This is a genomic window from Pseudomonas sp. TE3644 (assembly GCF_056278815.1).
Window position 1 is genome coordinate 1,704,750 of the sequence record NZ_JBWBQF010000001.1, and the last position, 19,338, is coordinate 1,724,087.

15 protein-coding genes are annotated in these 19,338 nt (G+C 64.1%); 6 read left to right on the forward strand and 9 right to left on the reverse strand.

Annotation, left to right across the window (positions count from 1 at the left end):
• Positions 1-12: 12 nt before the first annotated feature.
• Positions 13-2,058 (forward strand): hybrid sensor histidine kinase/response regulator, encoded by a 2,046-nt coding sequence (locus ACZ9GA_RS07705; RefSeq protein WP_457363254.1) that lies wholly within the window; start codon positions 13-15, stop codon positions 2,056-2,058.
• A 5-nt stretch (positions 2,059-2,063) separates the two neighbouring features.
• On the opposite strand, the gene ACZ9GA_RS07710 is transcribed toward ACZ9GA_RS07705, so the two are convergent.
• From ACZ9GA_RS07710 to ACZ9GA_RS07720, 3 genes are read right to left on the reverse strand one after another with little or no spacing between them, the layout of a single operon-like run.
• Positions 2,064-3,023, reverse strand: coding sequence for a lysylphosphatidylglycerol synthase domain-containing protein (locus tag ACZ9GA_RS07710; protein WP_457363253.1), 960 nt, complete (start codon positions 3,021-3,023; stop codon positions 2,064-2,066).
• Positions 3,016-4,245, reverse strand: coding sequence for a cardiolipin synthase ClsB (clsB, locus tag ACZ9GA_RS07715; RefSeq protein ID WP_457363252.1), 1,230 nt, complete (start codon positions 4,243-4,245; stop codon positions 3,016-3,018). Before clsB ends, ACZ9GA_RS07710 begins: the two co-directional genes overlap by 8 nt.
• Complete coding sequence (locus ACZ9GA_RS07720; protein ID WP_027981379.1) at positions 4,242-5,024, reverse strand: endonuclease/exonuclease/phosphatase family protein; 783 nt, start codon at positions 5,022-5,024, stop codon at positions 4,242-4,244. Before ACZ9GA_RS07720 ends, clsB begins: the two co-directional genes overlap by 4 nt.
• Positions 5,025-5,400: 376 nt before the next feature.
• Here ACZ9GA_RS07720 and ACZ9GA_RS07725 point away from each other — a divergent pair, with 376 nt between their 5' ends.
• The 3 genes from ACZ9GA_RS07725 to ACZ9GA_RS07735 all read left to right on the forward strand — a co-directional run bounded on the left by ACZ9GA_RS07725 (position 5,401) and on the right by ACZ9GA_RS07735 (position 7,481).
• Positions 5,401-5,607, forward strand: a complete 207-nt coding sequence (locus tag ACZ9GA_RS07725; RefSeq protein WP_457363251.1) for a hypothetical protein — start codon at positions 5,401-5,403, stop codon at positions 5,605-5,607.
• A gap of 251 nt (positions 5,608-5,858) precedes the next feature.
• Positions 5,859-6,338 carry a hypothetical protein gene (locus ACZ9GA_RS07730; RefSeq protein ID WP_457363250.1) on the forward strand — a complete coding sequence of 160 codons (480 nt, stop codon included), beginning with the start codon at positions 5,859-5,861 and terminating at the stop codon, positions 6,336-6,338.
• A gap of 192 nt (positions 6,339-6,530) precedes the next feature.
• On the forward strand, positions 6,531-7,481 hold the full coding sequence (locus tag ACZ9GA_RS07735) for a 2-hydroxyacid dehydrogenase (RefSeq protein WP_457363249.1): 951 nt from the start codon (positions 6,531-6,533) through the stop codon (positions 7,479-7,481).
• Between the two features lie 131 nt (positions 7,482-7,612).
• Here the strand turns inward: ACZ9GA_RS07735 and ACZ9GA_RS07740 are convergent, their stop codons facing one another.
• From ACZ9GA_RS07740 to ACZ9GA_RS07760, 5 genes are all read right to left on the reverse strand, one after another.
• A complete protein-coding gene (locus ACZ9GA_RS07740) occupies positions 7,613-8,695 on the reverse strand; it encodes a M14 family metallopeptidase (RefSeq protein ID WP_457363248.1) in 1,083 nt (360 codons plus the stop codon).
• A 105-nt stretch (positions 8,696-8,800) separates the two neighbouring features.
• Positions 8,801-10,066: an MFS transporter gene (locus tag ACZ9GA_RS07745; RefSeq protein ID WP_457363247.1), complete on the reverse strand. Its 1,266-nt coding sequence runs from the start codon at positions 10,064-10,066 to the stop codon at positions 8,801-8,803.
• Between the two features lie 255 nt (positions 10,067-10,321).
• Entirely contained in the window at positions 10,322-11,239 is a 918-nt protein-coding gene (locus tag ACZ9GA_RS07750) for a LysR family transcriptional regulator (protein ID WP_457363246.1), read from the reverse strand.
• A gap of 179 nt (positions 11,240-11,418) precedes the next feature.
• On the reverse strand, positions 11,419-12,771 hold the full coding sequence (locus tag ACZ9GA_RS07755) for a DUF1329 domain-containing protein (protein WP_457363245.1): 1,353 nt from the start codon (positions 12,769-12,771) through the stop codon (positions 11,419-11,421).
• Positions 12,772-12,787: 16 nt separating this feature from the next.
• Positions 12,788-14,617: a DUF1302 domain-containing protein gene (locus tag ACZ9GA_RS07760; RefSeq protein WP_457363244.1), complete on the reverse strand. Its 1,830-nt coding sequence runs from the start codon at positions 14,615-14,617 to the stop codon at positions 12,788-12,790.
• A gap of 310 nt (positions 14,618-14,927) precedes the next feature.
• Here ACZ9GA_RS07760 and ACZ9GA_RS07765 point away from each other — a divergent pair, with 310 nt between their 5' ends.
• Together ACZ9GA_RS07765 and ACZ9GA_RS07770 are read left to right on the forward strand one after the other, a co-directional pair.
• Positions 14,928-15,911 carry a WD40/YVTN/BNR-like repeat-containing protein gene (locus ACZ9GA_RS07765; RefSeq protein ID WP_457363243.1) on the forward strand — a complete coding sequence of 328 codons (984 nt, stop codon included), beginning with the start codon at positions 14,928-14,930 and terminating at the stop codon, positions 15,909-15,911.
• Positions 15,908-18,292, forward strand: coding sequence for an efflux RND transporter permease subunit (locus ACZ9GA_RS07770; protein ID WP_457363242.1), 2,385 nt, complete (start codon positions 15,908-15,910; stop codon positions 18,290-18,292). Before ACZ9GA_RS07765 ends, ACZ9GA_RS07770 begins: the two co-directional genes overlap by 4 nt.
• A 308-nt stretch (positions 18,293-18,600) precedes the next feature.
• On the opposite strand, the gene ACZ9GA_RS07775 is transcribed toward ACZ9GA_RS07770, so the two are convergent.
• On the reverse strand, positions 18,601-19,323 hold the full coding sequence (locus ACZ9GA_RS07775; protein WP_457363241.1) for a Crp/Fnr family transcriptional regulator: 723 nt from the start codon (positions 19,321-19,323) through the stop codon (positions 18,601-18,603).
• Between the last annotated feature and the right edge of the window lie 15 nt (positions 19,324-19,338).

A 19,338-nucleotide genomic window follows, 5' to 3' on the forward strand; every position in this document is an offset into this window, starting at 1 on the left:
GTGAGTCAGCCGATGCAGGAAGTATCGCTGGGCAGTTTTCCCGCCACGGGCGGCGAGATGAGCGACAAGGTGCGCCACTTCGACTGGGCCGCCACCCCCTTGGGGCCGATACAGGATTGGCCCCAGGTGCTGCGCACCACCGTGGAACTGGTGTTGGCCAATGCCTTCCCCACCTGCCTGGTGTGGGGGCCGGACATGATCGCCATACACAACGACGCCTTCGTGCCCGTGCTGGGCAACAAGCCCGAGGCGCTGGGGCGCTCATTCCGCCAGGTATGGGGCGAGATCTGGGCTGACGTAGGCCCCATCGCCGCCCGCGCGCTGGCCGGCGAGCCGACCTTCAGCCGCGACCTGCCGCTGATGGTCAACCGCCGCGGCTTCTCGGAACCCGCCTGGTTCACCTTCTCCTACAGCCCGGTGCGCAACGAGCACGGCCAGGTGGTGGGCTTCCTCGACACCGTGATGGAAACCACCGAGTCCATCCTCGCCCAACTGCGCACCCACGAGCTGGCCGCCAGCTTCGAGCGCCAGGTGGCCGAACGCACCGCCGACCGCAACCGCCTGTGGCAGCTGTCCTCGGACATCATCCTGGTCACCCGTCCGGACCTGGCCGTGGTCACCCTCAACCCTGCCTGGGAGCAGGTGCTGGGCTGGACCGAATGCCAGCTGCTGGGCAGCAGCGTGCTTGACCTGGTGCACGTCGACGACCGCCCTCTGGTGCTGGCCGCCGCCGCGCTGCTGACCCGCGGCGAGCCCGTGCAAGACCTCGACTGCCGCCTGCGCGACAACCAGGGTGGCTACCGCTGGATCAACTGGGCCGCCGTGCCGGGCGACGGCTTCTTCAACGCCGTGGGCCGCGACGTCACCGTCGACCGCGAGCGTGCCGAAGCGCTGCGCCAGGCCGAAGAACTGTTGCGCCACAGCCAGAAAATGGAAGCCGTGGGTCAGCTCACCGGCGGCCTGGCCCACGACTTCAACAACCTGCTGACCGGCATCACCGGCAGCCTGGAACTGCTGCGCCGGCGTATCGCCCAAGGCCGCTTCAGCGAACTGGACCGCTACCTCGACGCTGCCCACGGCGCCGCCACCCGCGCCGCCACCCTCACGCACCGGCTGCTGGCTTTTGCCCGCCGGCAAACCCTGGACCCGCGGCCCACCGACGTGGTGCAACTGATCGACGACCTGCGCGACCTGATCCGCCAGACCCTGGGCCCCACCGTAGTACTGGACTGGCAGCCAGGCGCCGCGCCGTGGACCGTGCTGGTGGACCCCAACCAGCTGGAAAGCACTTTGCTCAACCTGTGCATCAATGCCCGCGATGCCATGCCCGACGGCGGCCACCTGGTGCTTGAGGTGCACCATCACGAGCAGGATCACCGTGCGTTCACCGAAGATGACCTGCCGCCCGGCCAGTACCTGTGCCTCAGCGTGGTCGACAGCGGCACCGGCATGCGCCCCGAAGTCATCGAGCGCGCCTTCGACCCGTTCTTCACCACCAAGCCGCTGGGGCAGGGCACGGGGCTTGGGCTGTCGATGGTCTACGGCTTTGCCCGCCAGTCGGGCGGGCGCGTGCGCATCGAATCCACCCTGGGGCAGGGCACGGCGGTGCGCCTGTACCTGCCACGTCACCTGGGTGCGCCCCAGGCGCCAACCGACCCGTGCGCCGCTTCCGTCGCCCGCCCGGCGCGCATGGGCGAGACCGTGGTGCTGATCGACGATGAGGCCACCCTGCGCATGCTGGTGGCCGAACAGTTGGAGGAGATGGGCTATCAGGTGCTGCAAGCCGCCGACGGCGTAGCCGGGTTGGCGCTGCTGCAGATGACCGGCGAAGTCGACCTGCTGATCACCGACGTCGGCCTGCCCGGCGGCCTCAACGGTCGTCAGGTGGCCGATGCCGCCGCGCGCATCCGTCCGGGGCTCAAGGTGCTGTTCATCACCGGCTACGCCGAGCAGGCGGTGATAGAGCGCTCCAACCTTGAGCCGGGCATGCACCTGCTGGTCAAACCCTTCGCCATGCAGGCTCTGACTGAACGTGTGCGTGCGGTGCTGGATGCCTGAGACTGTCAGCGCCTGGCGGGCTGCGGCGCCGCCTGCGCGGCAGCCCGCGCCTGGCGCTCCATGTACAGGTACAGCACGCAGGCAATCAGCAACGGCAGCAGGAAGTACAACGCCCGATAGCCCAGCAGCGCCGCCAGCAGCGTGCCGCGTGAATACTGGCCCTGCAACAGGCTGATGAACACCGTTTCCAATACCCCCAACCCAGCAGGGATATGGGTGATGACCCCGGCAATGCTGCTGATCAACAGAATCGCCAGCACGCTGGGGTAGCCAACCTTGTCCGGCAGCAGCAGGTAGATGATCGACGCCATCAGCGACCAGTTCACGGCACTGAGCAACGCCTGGGCTGCGGCCAGGCGTATGCCGGGCAGGGTGATGCTGTGCTGGCGGATCTGCCAGGTGCGCCGTTTGGCGAACGCGCAGGCCAGCAAATAGGCGCAGCCGACAGCCAACATCGCCACGCCGATCAGGCGCAGGCCGGTCTCGCCCATTTTCACGCTGTCGGGCAAATCGGGCAGCCCGGAGGCAAACAGCACGCCGCCCACCAGCAGGTAGCCCAACCAATTGGTGATTAGCCCCAGGCTGAGGATCTTGGTGATGGTCGGCACATCCAGCCCCAGCTTGCCGTACAACCGATAGCGCAAAGCGATTCCGCCCACCCACGAACTGAGATTGAGGTTGAACGCATAACAGACGAACGCCAGCGGCAGCACCTGACGCACCGGCAACCGATGCCCGGTGTAGCGCCGCGACAGCAGGTCGTAACTGGCGAACACCCCATAGCTGACCAGGGCAATTCCCGCACCGGCCGCCAGCAGCGGCCAGGGGTAGGCTCGCAGGGCATGGCCCACTTCCTGCCAGTCCATGTTGCGCAACAGCAGCACCAGCAACACGGGCACCAGCACCAGGAACAGCACGTTGAAGCCCCGGCGCAGCCATTTCCACAGGGTGGCGTGATTACTCATAAGCTTTGTCCTGGGCGGTTTCCGTCGGCTCCGGCAGTACCGGGCCAAGCGGCGCCAGTTTCGGCGAGTGGGCGGGGAACATGCCGACAATCGCCGGGAAGTGCCGCAACAAGTGGAACGTCAGAAAAATCAGCGGTGCCCGCCACCAGTAGCCGCGCAGCACACGCTGCAGGGTCACGGTCTTGCAGTGCTGAGCCGCCAGTTCGGCCAGGTGATCGTGCAGCAACTGGTTGAAGTCGCCGTCCTCGATGATCACGTTGGCTTCCAGGTTCAGCGACAGGCTCAGCGGGTCCAGGTTGCTGGAGCCCACCGTGGCCCACTGCCGGTCGATCACCGCCACCTTGCCGTGCAACGGGCGCTGGGTGTATTCGCGGATCTGCACGCCATCGCGCAGCAGGTAGTTGTACAACAGCCGTGAACACAGGCGCACCAGGGGCATGTCGGGCATGCCCTGCAGAATCAGCGTGACTGCCACGCCACGGCGGGCGGCGTTGCGCAGTTCGCGCAGCAGACGGTAGCCGGGGAAGAAATAGGCGTTGGCAATGATGATGCGTTCCTGCGCGCGGCGGATCGCCAGCAGGTACTGCTGCTCGATATCGGTGCGGTGCTGCTGGTTGTCGCGGATCAGCAACAGCATGCGCGCCCTCGCCGTGTCGGCGTCGATCGCCTGGCGCGGCGTCAGCCAGGGGCGGGCGGCGCGGCGCACGCGGCTGGTTTCGTCCAGCAGGGTCAGGGTGGCCTGGTGCAGGTCGGCGACGATCGCGCCTTGCACCTTCACCGCATAGTCCTGCTTGGCCATGGGCCCGGAGGCCAGCAGGTGGTCGGCGCTGTAATTGATGCCGCCGATAAACGCGGTTTCGCCGTCCACCACCACGATCTTGCGGTGCAGGCGGCGGAACAGGTTGGTGCGCATGCCCATCACCTTGGGGCGCGGATCAAAGGCTTGCAGCCGTACCCCGGCCTCGACCATTTCATGCAAGAACTGCCGGCTCAGGTCGGCGGTGCCGTAACCGTCCACCAGCACCTCCACGCGCACGCCACGCTGGGCCGCGGCAATCAACGCCTGCTGCAGCGGCCGGCCCACCTCATCCTCGAACAGAATGAAGGTCTCGATCAGCACTTCCTCGCGCGCCGCCTCGATGGCCTGGAACACACTGTCAAAGAACGCCTCGCCGTTGATCAGCAACTGCACGGCGTTGTCGTCCCGCCACAGGCGGTTCACAGGCGCACCTCCACAGCCAGCGGCACATGGTCGGACAAATGCGACCACGGCTTGCGCGCCAGCACCTTGGGGGTGACGGCGGTGGCGTTGCGCAGGTACACGCGGTCCAGGCACAGCATGGGCAGGCGCGCGGGGAAGGTACGGGCCACGGCGCCGTAGGTGTGGGCGAACGCCTCCTTCATGCCGCACTCGGCCAGCACCGCGTCGGCGCGCTTGCGCCAGTCATTGAAATCACCGGCCACGATCACCGGTGCATCAATAGGCAAACCGTCCAGCAACCCGCACAGCAACTGCAACTGCTGCTGACGCTGGCGCTCGCCCAGGCCCAGGTGCACGCACACCGTGTGCACCTCGCGATGGCCCGGTACCGCCAGGATCGAATGCAGCAACCCGCGCTGCTCGGTGCCGCTGACGCTGATGTCGAGGTTGTCATGGCTGATGATCGGAAACTTCGACAACAGCGCATTGCCATGCTCGCCGTCCGGGTACACCGCGTTGCGACCGTACGCGTACACCGGCCACATGCTGTCGGCCAGGAACTCGTACTGCGGCACGTCCGACCAATTGGCAAAGCGCTGCCCGTGGAGGCGGTGCATGCCCAGCACCTCCTGCAAAAACACCACGTCTGCCGACACCGCCCGCACCGCCTCGCGCAGTTCGGGCAGCACGAACGTACGGTTCAGCGCGCTGAAGCCCTTGTGGGTGTTGACCGTCAGAATCCGCAGCGTATGAACCGCCGCGGCCTGCTCGGGCTGTGGCTGGGGTTGGGGCGTGAGCATGGGGGGACCTTCCTGGGAGCCGTATGAGAATACCGACTCGGGGGCGGGCAGGAAGTTCGTGATTGTGTGATGTTGCCAAGGCTGAATGGCATCAACCATCTAGGGGTTGTCTGTCGCCCGGGATGTCGTTAAGGTTCGCCCCGCCGCTGCAAATTCAGCGGCACAGGATTGGCGTCCTGGGTCTCGAAGCGGAACATGATAATCGCGCATGCGGTTTTCCTGTACCCGCTGCATGGCAACGTCCTTTATGGGCGGAGCCGTGCGTGGGTGCCTTCGGGCACGCCGGCTAACGAGACCGGTACGCCAACCCGTACGGCTCCGTCCACCTGATTGGCGTCAGGGTGACGGCATGCAAATTTCTCGTTGAGGTTTCACTATGTCTGACAACACCGTGCTAGATACCGTCGTACTCCGTACTATTCGTGGCTTGGGCTATACGCGCCTTAACGACGAAGAAAAATCCTTGATTGAAAACCTGCGCTGGACCCGTCATGCGGGACGCACCGAGGTCTACCTTGTGGCGAAAGAACAGCGGCAAAAACGTCCTTGGGTCGAACATGCTGATTCTGCAAAGGCGAGATAGGTAGCCGCTGCTGAAGGTTGCGCTGGCCGATATGAAGTGAATGCTTCAAGGCCGGCGTGGCTAAAGATCATTGTACGAGGTTGTTGTTTTAGTCTGCTTTTTTTCAATCTCTGCCCTGTTACTTCTGACAGTTGTGATGTTTTTTTCTTTCGATAGGATTTGATTCGGCAGAGCATTGCTCTGCTCTAGGCCTAGTGTTTTTTCTTCACTGCGCCACGAAAGTCCGAAACCAACTTACGGTGGATCTTGACATGACTGGGAAAAAATTTGACCGCGCTGAAGCTGAAAATATCGCACATTCGAACGGCGCGAAGGCAGACAGTTATCCTGCAACGGTGAGGTTGAACTCTGATTACTTTGGCGGGCAACTAGATGTTCCTGAAGCCACGTTGACCACTATTCGAGAGCCTTTTGAATTCACGTGGTTCAATGCAGGGAATGAGAAAAGTAAAGTTGCTCAGGTTCAGTTGTATTTTGAAGGTGATCTTGCACCTGGGCGTTACCTGTTATCGGATGAGCCTCCTGTTTGGATGAATTTGGCGATTCGCGACGCCGAAGGATACCCAGATCCCTGCTTTATAAAGAGTGGTGAAGTGATTCTGGAGGTTTTTGATCGAGAGTCAAAACACGTTCAGGGGGTGTTAAAAGATATTGTTGTTGAAATAAAGATGGGGCCGACGATTGTCATAGGCTCAGGTTTTTTCTCTTCACCCCCCAACAAAAAACTTTGATTGTGGAATGAGCTAAAGTCCGGTAACTGTTAGATCATGAAATATGCGGGGCACTGTGGGGCTGGGAGGTCAGCCCCACAGGTTGATAAGGCGGTGGATCGGTTTCTGAAGGGGGCGCCAGGGTTGTTGAGTACTGCGCTACAGTTGTACGATGACTTGACTCGCAGTACAAAAACAACTCAGGAGCATCCCATGACCCAACAGCCCACCCCGGTCCTCATCGCCGGCCCCTTGCTGCCAAGCCTGCAAACGGCCGTGGAATCCCACTTCACCGCCACCCGCGCCTGGGAGCTGGCCGACAAGCACGCCTGGCAGCAGGCCAACGGCGCCAGCATCAAGGCCCTGGTCACCAGTGGCGTCTACGGCGCCAGCGCCGAGTTGCTGGCGCAGTTGCCCAACCTGGAAGCCATCTTCAGTTTCGGCGTGGGCTACGACGCCATCGCCGTGGACGTGGCCCGCGACCGGGGCATTGTGGTCACCAACACCCCGCAGGTGCTGGACGATTGCGTGGCCGACACCGCCATGGGCCTGGTGCTGGACACCTTGCGGAGATTTACCGAATCCGATCGCTACGTGCGCGCCGGCAAGTGGACCCAGGCGCGCTTCCCGGTGGCGGTGAAGTTGGGCGGCAAGAAGCTGGGTATCGTCGGGCTGGGCAATATCGGCCAAGCCATCGCGCGCCGGGCGGCGGCATTCGATATGGAGATTCTTTATCACAACCGCAAGCCCAAGGCAGACGTGGGCTACAGCTACTACGCCGACCTGGACGCGATGATCAGTGCCTGTGACGTGCTGGTGCTGGCGGTGCCGGGTGGGGCGTCCACGGATCGGCTGATCGATGCCCGTCGGCTGAAGTTGCTGGGTGAAAAGGGCTATCTGATCAACATCGCCCGGGGTTCGGTAGTGGACCAGCCAGCGCTGGTGCAGGCCTTGGAGCAGGGGGTGATTGCGGGCGCCGGGCTGGATGTGTTCGAGGACGAGCCCAATGTGCCCGACAGCCTGCTGGCCATGGAAAACGTGGTGCTGCTGCCCCACGTGGGCAGCGGCACCGCCGAAACCCGCCAGGCCATGGGCGATTTGGTGTGGCAGAACATTGATGGCTGGTTCCACAAGGGCAAAAAGCTGGTAACTCCGGTGACGTGATCGCTGATGTTTGATGTGGGAGCGGGCTCTGCCCGCGAACAGCACGCCGCGGATTTACAGACCAATCGCGGTGTCCTTTTCGTGGGCAGAGCCCACTCCCACATGAGCTCTGGGCGATCGCTAAATGATGATCACCGCGTCAACAACCCATCCACCGTCTGCCAGCACACCTCGCGCGACTGCTCCAGCACGCGCCGTTTCCACTCATCGGTCTCCACATAAAACGCCTCGCGAATCTGCTGCTTGATCTGCTGGCGCTGCGGGCTGCCCGTGCGCGGGTGACGCTGCAACCACTGTTCGGCACGCAACGCCTGCAGCACCTTGGGCCCCGGCTGGGTGCCGTACTCCAGGGTCACGCCGTTGTACTGGGCCTGGGGGCATTCTTCCATCACGGCCAGGTCCAGGGTGCCGCTCAGGTTGGCCGAGGTGGAGCTGCCGTCGAAGCTGTTGGTCACCTGCGGCCCCCACCAGGCCTTGGCGCGGGCGATGTCTTCGGCGCTGGCCGGGCCTTTGTAGATGCGTTCGCCCACGCCCTGCGGACCAAGCCCGGTGTGCACATCGATCCAGCCGATGCGCTGGCACTGCTGGGCGTGCTCGCGCAGGATTTCGCGGATCTGCTTGTTGCTCCAGGTGGGTGCGGTGCCGGCGAAAAACAGCCCGTCAGGGTGGCTTTGCTGGCCGCTGGACACCGCTGCCTGCAACGCCTTGCGGCCCTTGCGCGCCACGTACAGCATCAGCTTGAGCTCATTGAGCCGCGACGGTGGCCACTGCTCGGGCAGCAGTCGCTCGGCAATCGCGTCATAGCCGGGGTTGGCCGCCGGCGGCTGGGAAAAGTCGAGAAAGTTGCGGTTCAGGTCGACGTTTTCATGGGTCACCCGCCGCAGCCACGAAAACCCGTAAGGGTTCAACGCATGCAGGTACAGCACCGCCAGGTCCGGATGGTCGATGGACGCCGCCCAGGCGTCATCGTTGAGCAGATCGATCTGCACCGCCGAGCCGCAAAAGCCCTCCACCCCATGGCAGCCGCTGCTGATCACCATCAGGTTGCGCGCGGTGGGCGAGCCCACGCGGGCCACGTCCAGCGCCAGGGTCTCGTTGTCGCTGCCGGGCAGCGGGTGCACGCGCGAGGTCACGGCCAGCCCGCGCCGGGCGCAGGCCAGCAGGAACTGTTGGCGCGCCTGGGCATAGCTGGAAGAAAAGACGGAAAGGTTCATGCAAGGGTCCTGAAGGGTCGATGAAGGTAACGGCCGCGCGCACGGCCATGCCGCGCGGACAAGGCCCGCGCGCGGTGGTTGAGGCAAACGAAAGGGGGAGCGGCGTTAGCTGGCCCAGCGCGCCTGCAGGCGCTGGCGGGTCTGCGCCGGGGTGATCACGTACAGGCCCAGCGCCGCGCAGAGCACGGCGGCAATGCCGATACCATGCAAGGCGGTCTCGAAGCCCTGGGCGATGTCGCCACCAAACAGGGTCACCAGATGGCCCACGGCCCAGGGCGCGACCATGCCCGACAGGGTCATGCTGCCCACGTGAATGGCCAGCATGGCGCCGCGCTGGCGCTGGGGCGAGATGTGCGAAGTGATGGTCATGCCAAAGGCAAACACGCCATTGAGCAACACGCCGCCCAGCACGTAGCAGCCCAGTTTCATCGCCAGCTCCTGGGTAAAGGTGCCCAGCGCGCAGAACGCCAGGCCACCCAGCATGCAGCAGGCCATGGGCGGCAGCACCAGGCTGCGACGGGCACTGGCGCCGCTTTTGAGCAGCCGCTGGGACAAGGCCGACAGCAGCAGGTTGATGACGATGATGCTCAAGGTGGCCGCGAACAGCACGTAGCCCGCCTGCATGGCACTAAGCCCCAGGCCTTTCTGCAAGTACACCGCCGACCAGCTGAACGACAGCGCGTTGGGCAGGTAGGCCAGGAAGCACATCAGCGAAATCCACACGAAGGTGCGGTTGAGCAGCAGGTGCCGATAGGGCACGTGTTTGTCCGTTGCCGCTTGGCCATCGGTAGCCACACCCTGAGTGCCCTCGGCCCCCAGCAGCCACCAGGCCAGCATCCACGCAAGGCTCAAGCCTGCCAGCAGCAGATAGGCCGAGCGCCAGCCGAAGTGGGCGATGCTGAAGGGCAGGGCGATGGCCCCCAGCAGGCCGCCGAGCATGATCGCCACCTGCAACAGCGAGGCCGGCAGCACCTGCTTTTCAGCGGCGTACCACTTGAAGCTGGCGTGCTGGGTGACCGCCGTGCCCGGTCCGCAACCGGCGCCCAGCAGCAGGCGGCTGGCGGTCAGCGCGCCCAGGCCGCTGGCGAAGGTCACCAGCAATTGCGCGCTGGTCCACACCAGGGCCATCAGGCTGAGAATCCAGCGGGTAGGGAAGCGGTTGGCCAAGAAGCCCACGGTGATGCCGGACAGCGAATACAGAAAGAAGAAGGCACTGCCGACAAAGCCGAACTGCTCGGCGCTCAATTGCAGTTCATCGATAATCTGCGGCCCGGCGAAGGCGAAGATGGTCTTGTCCAGCACGCTGATGACCATCACGGCCATCAGCAGGCCGATCACCAGCGGGCGGCGCGGGGGCGCGGGAGGCGTCATGGGGTGTCCTTGTGCTATGGAGGTACGATGGACACAGCATGCCCCAGCCCTTTGCGGCTGGATAATCACCTCTGCACATGCTTATCAGGGCTGGTTATGGCGCCTCAATTTCTTGAAGGTGATGGTGTGCTTGAGGGCCTCATCGCGAGCAAGCTTTGCTCCCACAGTGTCGAGCCGACCACAGTGGATGGCCTGACACTGTGGGAGCAAAGCTTGCTCGCGATGAGGCCCGTGAAGCCTCCCTGAAATCATGGGCTACACCAGGTCCGGCACCTTCACCGCATGCGGACTCTTGTACACATAGATCAACTCATCGGCCAACGCCTTGGCCTCGCGCGTCATCAACTCCTGATCACGGCACACCAGCGATATATTCATCGGCGGCACCGGCTCGGCAATCTTCAGCACCTGCAACCCATCCATCAAATTCTGCGTGCGGTCCAGCACCCGCTGCGACCAGTAGCTGACCGCATCGGTCGAGGTCGCCATCTCGGAAAACAGCACCACCGAGGCGCACTCGATCACGTTCTCCGGCCACGGGATTTCGTTGTCCTCGAACATGGTGCCTACCTTGGACTGCTCCAGCGAGTCCTGCAGCAACCAGTCCAGCTCGCGCAATTGCAGCAGCGACGTGGCATCGGCCTGCGGATGCCCCTTGCGCACCGCCAGCACGGTAGGCTGCTCGTACAACTCCACCCAATGGAAGCCATCGGTGCTGCGCGCGGGTGGCAATGACGTCAGCGCCATGTCCAGCAACCCCTCGCGCAACCCCTCCATCAACTTCGAGGGGCGCAGCTCGTGGATCTGAATGTGCACCTTTGGGTAACGTTTGCGGTAACGGTTGAGGCTGCTGATGAACTGCGCCCCGGGCGTCACCGGTGACACGCCGATCGACAGCTTGCCGTCCATCACGCCTTTGAGCGTCTCGATTTCTTCGCGGGCGCGGCGTACTTCTTCAAGGATCAGGCGGGCGCGGCGCACCAGGCGTTCACCGTACTCGGTGGCCGTGATGCCGCGGTTGGAGCGGATCAGCAGGGGCACGCCCAGTTCTGCTTCCAGTTCCTTGATGCCCTTGGACAGGGCCGGTTGGGAGATATGCAGCAGGCGGGAGGCCTCCTGGATACTGCCGCTTTCGCAGATGGAGACCATGGCCCGCAGTTGGTGCAACTTCATGAGAACTCACTGGACGTCAGAGATGTTCTTGAAAATAAAGCAAAAACCGGGCCTTCTGCTTCGCACAAGTCCTTTGTGGGACCGGGCGAAGCTCGGGAAGCGAACACCGCGTAGGGCTTGATGCACCGCGTTGGTCTTTTCCCGAGCTTCGCCCGGTCCCACAGGGGGGAGGTAGGGGGTTAGCGGATACCCGTTACGCGCAGCGCCGACGGGGTAAAGTCCTTGCGGCTCATCGGCACGTTGAAGGTGTAGCCATTCTTCTCCTCGTTATGCAGCGAGTTCACCGCATAACGCCCCGACAGCAGGTCGTAATGCACCTCGGCGGCAAACGCCGGGGCCTTCACGTTGTAGAAGAACGTCGCATGCCCCTCCGACACCCGCCACAGCGCGCCATGCCCGTCGTAGGCCTCGGTTTCGGCGCCTTGCCAGCTGTCTTCGTCGATGTACACGTCACGACGCGAGTAGATATGCCGCTCGCCGGGCTTCAGGGTCGCCGTCAGGTGCCACACCCGGTGCAGCTCGTAGCGGGTCAGGTCCTGGTTGATGTGCCCCGGTTTGACGATATCGGTGTACTTGAGCTTGGGTGATTCCAGGCGATAGCTGTTGTACGGGATGTACAGCTCCTGCTTGCCCACCAGCTTCCAGTCGAAACGGTCCGGCGCGCCGTTGAACAGGTCGAAGTCGTCATAGGTGCGCAGGCCTTCGGCGGCCGGGCTGTCGTAGGCCACCTGCGGCGCACGGCGCACGCGGCGCTGGCCGGCGTTGTACATCCAGGCCTCGCGCGGCTCCTTCACCTGGTCGACGGTCTCGTGCACCAGCAGCACGCCACCGACCATGCGCGCCGGCGCCAGGAATTCCTCGCGGTAGAAGCTGAGGATGTTGGCCTGCTCCTGCGCGTCGTAATCGCTCAGGCCGGTGGGGAACGCCAGTTCCTGCTTCAGCACCGTGGGGGTGAAATCACCGTTGGCCTGGGGCGAGGCCTGCATCACGATGCGCTTGAGGGTGTCCCCGCGGTAGCGGCCGATCAGGTTCCAGATCACCTCAAGGCCGTCCTTGGGGATAGGGAAGGGCACGGCGCCGGGGTGGTAGTGCTCCAGGCCGTTGCCGCCGGCGATCAGTTGGGTGTCGGTGGCGTTCTGGCGGGTGGCGGCCAGGCTCTTGTCCGGCAGGCCGACGCTGCGGTGGCTGGGGTACACGGGAATGCGATAGGTGTCCGGGTAACGGGCGAACAGCGCCAGTTGCCCCGGGGTCAGCTTGTCCTTGTACTGCGCGGCGTTGGCCTGGGTGATCACGAACAACGGCTTTTCATTGGCGAACGGGTCGGCCAGGAAACCGTCGGCATCGATGGCGCCAGCGTTGGTCGGCAAGCCGCCGGTGAACGCCGGGATGCTGCCGTCGGCGTTGCCGGCTTTCTGCGCGCCCACCGGCGTCAGGTCGGTGCCCAGGCGCGCGGCCTGGTCGGCGGAAACGGCAGCGTGGACCTGGGAAGCCAGCAGGCACAGGCTCAGGGTAAACAGATGCAGATGTTTCATCGGGTACCTCGCAGTATCAGAAGCTGACGCCGACGCTCAAGGCGACGAAGTCACGGTCAGTGTTGGTGTTGTAATCGCCGCCGAAGAAGTTGGTGTAACTCAGGCTGGCGGTGTACTTGGTCAGGTAATCGGCATCCACGCCCACGCTGATGGCCTTGTTGCCCTGGGTGAAGGTCGGGCCGTTGCCGTGCACGTCGTGGGAGAAGGTGATGTTGGGCTTGAGGTTGACCCCGGCGAACACGTCGCTGTATTCCTCCACGGCGCGCAGGCGGTAGCCCCACGAGATCGGCGTGTAATAGCCCTTGCTGCTGCATTGGCTGGGGTTGGAGCTGTTCAGCGCCTTGCAGATGTCGTTGCCCGACAGCCCGCCCAGCAACAGCGCGGTGCCGGCGTCGGCCAGCTCGCCGTTGCCGTACACGCTGCTGCGGCCAAAGCGCAGGTCCGAGCCGTCGGTGGCGCCCAGGCCGCTGATGTAGCCCATGCCGATCTCGCCCACCAGGTTCAAACGGTCGCCGCCCAGCACGTGGTCGAAGGTGCGCACCGCCGTGGTCTGCGCCTGGGTGTAGGGCATGCGCTTGTAGCCCTGGATGGTCGAACCGTAGGCCGAGCTGGCCCAGCCAGTGCTGAAAATCGGCAGGCCGGCGTTGACCAGCGGGTTGGTGGCCGCCGAGCCCAGCACCGCGGCGTTGGACACGTCGCTGGCGTTGAGCGACATGGGCATGTTGGGCCGGTAGCTGATCTCGCCCGACACCGCTGTGGCGCCGATATTGGTGGCGAAGCTCAGCCCGTACAGGCGGATGTCCTCGGGGTAGGTCAGGTAGTAGCGCGCGGTACTCACGCCGCCCTGGCCGGACAGGCCGCCGACCGGGTCGGCCAGGGCGCCACGGCCCACGGTCCAGTTGAACTCCGGGGTACGCGAGTGATAGTTCAGGGCGTAGAAGCCGAACTCGGTGTCGTTGAGTTGCGGCACGGTCCAGCGCAGCGACACGCCGAACTGGCCGCTGTTGCGCGCATCGTCGTCGCTCAGGCGCGGCACGTAACCGTAGCTGCTGCCGGTGCGGTCGAAGTCGGTGCCATTGATGGTCATGCCCTGGGTGCAGCCGGCGGCGGCCACGTCGCTGCCGAAGAACGTGCCGCAGTTGTCCAGTTCGGTTTTCTGCCAGGTCAGCTGGTAGAAGGCTTCCACCGACAGGTTGTCGCTCAGGCCTTGGCTGACGTACAGCATGTTCACCGGGATCAGGCCTTCCTTGACCTCGGAGCCGGGGCGGCGCAGGGCCGAGACGTCCACCGGGTTGATGGCGTTGATCGAGTTGCCAATGAAGGTGCTTTCGCCCCAGCTGACCACCTGCTTGCCGGCGCGCACGCTGCCCGGCAGGTCGGCGATGCTGTAATTGTGGTACACGAAGGCGTCGAGGATTTCCGCGCCCTGGCCCTTGGCGGCCTCGTCGCGGCCGCTGTCGTCGATGTCGTAGAGGTGGGTGTTGCCATGCTCGACGGCGTAGTCGTACCAGTACTTGGCGCGGATGAACACGCCGGTATCTTCGTACTTGAGCTGCAGGTCGTGCACGCCCTTGAAGATCTCGGAAAAGGCCTGGCCTTTCTTGTAGTTCAGGCGCCCGTCATCGCTGGTGCGGGTGGCGGCGTGGCCGCCGTTGGCGGTGCCGATGAACTGTTTGTCCGGGTTGGCGGTGCCGAAGCTGGCGCCCACGGACAGGGTCGAATCCAGATGCCCTTCGATCTCGCCGATGTTGAAGTCCACGGCCAGGGCCGGTGCGCTGCCGGCCAGTGCCACGGCGATGGCCAAGCTGTGGGGATACAGTGTCCCCAGGCGTTTTATCGTTATCACGGTGCTCTCCCCCAAAACCTGCATGTCGATGACGCGGGGTCGTCGCCCCGCTGGCTGCTGGTAACACCACCTGTGCTCCAGGTAGGCCGCATGGTAGGCAGCGCGCCGCGTTCTGCCTTCCAGCAAATTCTTATGCCTATAGCCAAAGGTGAAGTGCGCCCCACGCAAGGCCCCAAGTGAGGGCGCGATGCCTTGGGAAGGTGCGGGGTATTCCCGCCGGGTATAGCCATGAAAACTCGCGAGAGGGCAGGGCTGGCGGGGCTCCCTAGAATGGCCCCAGGGCCGCGCCCACAGGCGGCGGCAACAGGAAATGGGAGTGTGTGCGGTGGCGAGGCAGTGGTTGAAGGTGGGCATCTTGGCGCTGGTGATCAGCGGCGCTGCGCAGGCGGGGCCGTTGGCGCCGGCCAAGGCAGTGACGGGGCTGTTGACCGACATCGCCAGCGCCGGGGCGCGGCAGGTGGCGGTGGGCGAGCGCGGGCATGTGCTGCTGTCCGATGATCAGGGCCGCAGTTGGATGCAGGCGCAGGTGCCGAGCCAACAACTGCTCACGGCGGTGTACTTCGCCGATGCCCAGCATGGCTGGGCGGTGGGGCACGACACGCAGATCCTCGCCACCGTCGACGGCGGCGCCACCTGGCGCCTGCAGTTCCAGGACCCGGCACGCCAGGCACCGCTGCTGGGGCTGCATTTCCTCGATGCCCAGCACGGTTTTGCCGTGGGGGCGTACGGCGCCTTGCTGAGCACCGACGACGGCGGCCAGCACTGGCAGGACGTCAGCGAGCGCCTCGACAACCCCGACCAGTTGCACCTCAACGCCATTGCGGCGGTCAAGGACGCGGGCCTGGTGATTGTCGGCGAGCAGGGGCTGATGTTCCGCTCCGCCGACGCCGGGCAAACCTGGCAGCGCCTGCAAGGCCCCTACGAGGGCTCGCTGTTCGGCGCTGTCGGCACGGCCCAGTCGCGCACCCTGCTGGTGTTTGGCCTGCGCGGCCATGTGTTCCGTTCCAGTGACTTCGGTGACAGCTGGCAACCCATCGCTGTGCAAGGCGAGCGCGGCCCCCTGGAGGCCGGCCTGGCCAACGCGCGCCTGCTCGACGACGGCACGTTGATGCTGGTGGGCGAGGGCGGCACCGTACTGCGCAGCGTCGATGACGGCCAAAGCTTCAGCCGCGTGACCCGCCCCGACCGCCAGGCCCTGGCGAGCGCCATCGCGGTCAGCGACGGCCTGCTGCTGGTAGGCGAGAACGGCGTGCACCACACCGACAACAACGGCAGCGAGGGCCAGCAGCCATGAGCATTCACCAGAAATTCCCGGCGCCCCAGGGCACGCTGCTTGAACGCCTGATCTTCAACAACCGCCCTGCGGTGATCTTCCTCTGCGTGCTGGTCAGCGTCTTTCTGTTCTGGCAAGCCACGCAGATCCGCCCGTCGACCAGCTTCGAGAAAATGATCCCGCTCAAGCATCCGTTCATCGAGCGCATGATCGAGCACCGCAACGACTTGGCCAACCTCGGCAACACCGTGCGTATCTCGGTGGAGGCGGTGAATGGCGACATTTTCAACAAGGACTACATGGAGACCTTGCGGCAGATCAACGACGAGGCGTTCTACATCCCTGGCGTCGACCGTTCGGGCATGAAGTCGCTGTGGAGCCCCAGCGTACGCTGGACCGAGGTAACCGAGGAGGGCTTTGCCGGCGGCGAGGTGATCCCGCAGAGCTACAATGGCTCGGCTGACAGCCTTGAGCTTTTGCGCAGCAACATCCTCAAGTCCGGTCAGGTCGGCCGGCTGGTGGCCAACGATTTCAAGTCGAGCATCGTCGAGATTCCGTTGCTGGAGTCCTACCCTGACCCGGCTGATCAAGGCCGCCTGCTCAAGCTCGACTACCAGCAGTTTTCCCACAGCCTGGAAGAGAAAATTCGCGACAAGTTCCAGGCCCAGAACCCCAACGTCAAAGTGCACATCGTCGGCTTCGCCAAGAAGGTCGGCGACCTGATCGATGGGCTGATCATGGTGGTGATGTTCTTCGGCGTCGCCTTCGTCATCACCCTGGTGCTGCTGTATTTCTTCACCCACTGCCTGCGCAGCACCATCGCCGTGCTCAGCACCACGCTCGTCGCGGTGGTGTGGCAGCTGGGCCTGATGCATGCATTCGGCTTTGGGCTGGACCCGTATTCGATGCTGGTGCCGTTCCTGATCTTCGCCATCGGCATCTCCCACGGCGTGCAGAAAATCAACGGCATCGCGCTGCAGTCCAGTGATGCCGACAACGCCCTGACCGCGGCGCGGCGTACGTTCCGCCAGCTGTTCTTGCCGGGCATGATCGCGATTCTGGCCGACGCGGTGGGCTTCATTACCCTGCTGATCATCGACATCGGCGTGATCCGCGAGCTGGCGATTGGTGCGTCCATTGGCGTGGCGGTGATCGTCTTCACCAACTTGATCCTTTTGCCGGTGGCCATTTCCTACGTAGGCATCAGCAAACGCGCCATCGAGCGCAGCAAGAAGGACGCGGTGCGCGAGCACCCGTTCTGGCGGGCGCTGTCGAACTTCGCCAACCCGAAAGTTGCGCGCGTATCGGTGGTGCTGGCGCTGATCGCCCTGGGCGGTGGCTTGTGGTACGGCCACAACCTGAAGATCGGCGACCTCGACCAAGGCGCGCCGGAGCTGCGTCCCGACTCGCGCTACAACCGCGATAACCAGTTCATCATCGACCATTACGCCACCAGCTCCGATGTGCTGGTTGTGATGGTGCAGACGGCGGCCGAAGGCTGCTCGCACTACGAAACCATGCAGCCGATCGACGACCTGATGTGGCAGCTGGACAACACCGCCGGGGTGCAATCGACCATCTCGCTGGTCACTGTCAGCAAGCAGGTGATCAAGGGCATGAACGAAGGCAACCTGAAATGGGAAAGCCTGTCGCGCAACCCTGAAGTGCTGAATAGCTCGGTGGCGCGGGCCGATGGTCTGTTCAACGGCAACTGCTCGCTGGCGCCGGTGCTGGTGTTCCTCAACGATCACAAGGCCGAGACGCTGGACCGGGCTGTGACGGTGATCAAGCAGTTTGCGGCGAGTCATGACAAGGATGGCCTGCAATTCCAACTGGCGGCGGGTAATGCCGGAATCGAAGCGGCGACCAACGAGGTGATCAAGCAGGCCGATATGGCAATCCTTCTGTTGGTCTACCTGTGCGTGGCGGTGATGTGTTTGATCACCTTCCGATCCTTCGCTGCCACCTTGTGCATCGTGCTGCCGCTGGTGCTGACCTCGGTACTGGGGAACGCGCTGATGGCGTTCATGGGCATTGGCGTCAAGGTCGCGACCTTGCCGGTGGTGGCGTTGGGGGTGGGGATTGGTGTGGACTATGGCATCTACATCTACAGCCGCCTGGAGAGCTTCCTCCGCGCTGGCTTACCGTTGCAGGAAGCCTATTACCAGACGCTGAAATCCACCGGCAAGGCAGTGTTGTTCACCGGCCTGTGCCTGGCGATTGGCGTGTGTACCTGGATCTTCTCGGCCATCAAGTTCCAGGCCGACATGGGCCTGATGCTGACCTTCATGCTGCTGTGGAACATGTTCGGCGCGCTGTGGCTGCTGCCGGCGCTGGCGCGGTTCCTGATCAAACCGGAGAAAATGGCCGGCAAGCAGGGCGGCTCACTGTTCGCCCATTGACTCCACTGACCTCCTGACACCCTGCGTCGCCTTCTTCCCGAGCTACGCCCGGTCCCACAGGGTCCGCGCCAGGCTACGCGGATTGCGTCGCGGCCCTGGGCAACCCGCAACGCTGCCCTTCCCTGTGGGACCGGGCGAAGCTCGGGAAAAGCACGACGCGGTCTGCCTGACACCCTGAGTAGCCTTCTTCCCGAGCTACGCCCGGTCCCACAAGGCCTGCGCCGTAGCCGCTGCCGCCAGGCTGCGCTGGCCCCTGAGTACGCTGAAGATCTCCAGGGGGCAGAGGGCCAGCGCAACAGCAGCACCGGCTACACGCGGTTTGGCATGTAGGGCAACAACCGCTCGGTCTCCGCACGCACCACGGCGTAGCATTCGCAACTCAGTTGTTCCAACCGCGCGCGGTCCAGCACTTTGATGTGCCCGCGGTTGTACTCGATCACCCCCAAGCGCTGCAGCTTGCCCGCCGCGTCGGTCACGCCTTCGCGACGTACGCCCAGCATGTTGGCGATCAGTTCCTGGGTCATGGTCAGTTCGTTGCCGTGCAGGCGGTCCAGGGACAGCAGCAGCCAGCGGCACAGTTGCTGGTCGATGGAGTGGTGGCGGTTGCACACGGCGGTCTGGGCCATCTGGGTGATCAGCGCCTGGGTGTAGCGCAGCATCAGCAAGAGCATTTCGCCGTGGCGGTTGAATTCGTCCTTCAGCCGTTGCCCCGGCAAACGCCAGGCCTGCCCGGCGCTTTGCACGATGGCGCGGCTGGGGGTGCTTTCACCGCCCATGAATACTGCCACGCCGATCAGCCCCTCGTTGCCCACCACGCTGATCTCTGCCGACGCGCCATTCTCCATCACGTACAGCAACGACACGATGGCATCGGTGGGAAAGTACACGTGCCGCAGGGCATCGCCCGACTCGTACAGCACCTTGCCCAGCGGCAGGTCGATGAGTTTCAGGTATGGCTGCAGGCGCTCGCGCACGGGCGCGGGCAGGGCGGCCAGCAGGTGGTTCTGGTGTGGCTCAAGTGCAGGGGACATGGCAGCCACCGTAGG

Coding starts and splice junctions, on each gene's coding strand:
- ACZ9GA_RS07705 (WP_457363254.1), top strand. CDS start 13: ATGCAGGAAGTATCGCTGGGCAGTTTTCCCGCCACGGGCGGCGAGATG.
- ACZ9GA_RS07710 (WP_457363253.1), bottom strand. CDS start 3,023: ATGAGTAATCACGCCACCCTGTGGAAATGGCTGCGCCGGGGCTTCAAC.
- ACZ9GA_RS07720 (WP_027981379.1), bottom strand. CDS start 5,024: ATGCTCACGCCCCAACCCCAGCCACAGCCCGAGCAGGCCGCGGCGGTT.
- ACZ9GA_RS07725 (WP_457363251.1), top strand. CDS start 5,401: ATGTCTGACAACACCGTGCTAGATACCGTCGTACTCCGTACTATTCGT.
- ACZ9GA_RS07730 (WP_457363250.1), top strand. CDS start 5,859: ATGACTGGGAAAAAATTTGACCGCGCTGAAGCTGAAAATATCGCACAT.
- ACZ9GA_RS07735 (WP_457363249.1), top strand. CDS start 6,531: ATGACCCAACAGCCCACCCCGGTCCTCATCGCCGGCCCCTTGCTGCCA.
- ACZ9GA_RS07740 (WP_457363248.1), bottom strand. CDS start 8,695: ATGAACCTTTCCGTCTTTTCTTCCAGCTATGCCCAGGCGCGCCAACAG.
- ACZ9GA_RS07745 (WP_457363247.1), bottom strand. CDS start 10,066: ATGACGCCTCCCGCGCCCCCGCGCCGCCCGCTGGTGATCGGCCTGCTG.
- ACZ9GA_RS07750 (WP_457363246.1), bottom strand. CDS start 11,239: ATGAAGTTGCACCAACTGCGGGCCATGGTCTCCATCTGCGAAAGCGGC.
- ACZ9GA_RS07755 (WP_457363245.1), bottom strand. CDS start 12,771: ATGAAACATCTGCATCTGTTTACCCTGAGCCTGTGCCTGCTGGCTTCC.
- ACZ9GA_RS07765 (WP_457363243.1), top strand. CDS start 14,928: ATGGGAGTGTGTGCGGTGGCGAGGCAGTGGTTGAAGGTGGGCATCTTG.
- ACZ9GA_RS07770 (WP_457363242.1), top strand. CDS start 15,908: ATGAGCATTCACCAGAAATTCCCGGCGCCCCAGGGCACGCTGCTTGAA.
- ACZ9GA_RS07775 (WP_457363241.1), bottom strand. CDS start 19,323: ATGTCCCCTGCACTTGAGCCACACCAGAACCACCTGCTGGCCGCCCTG.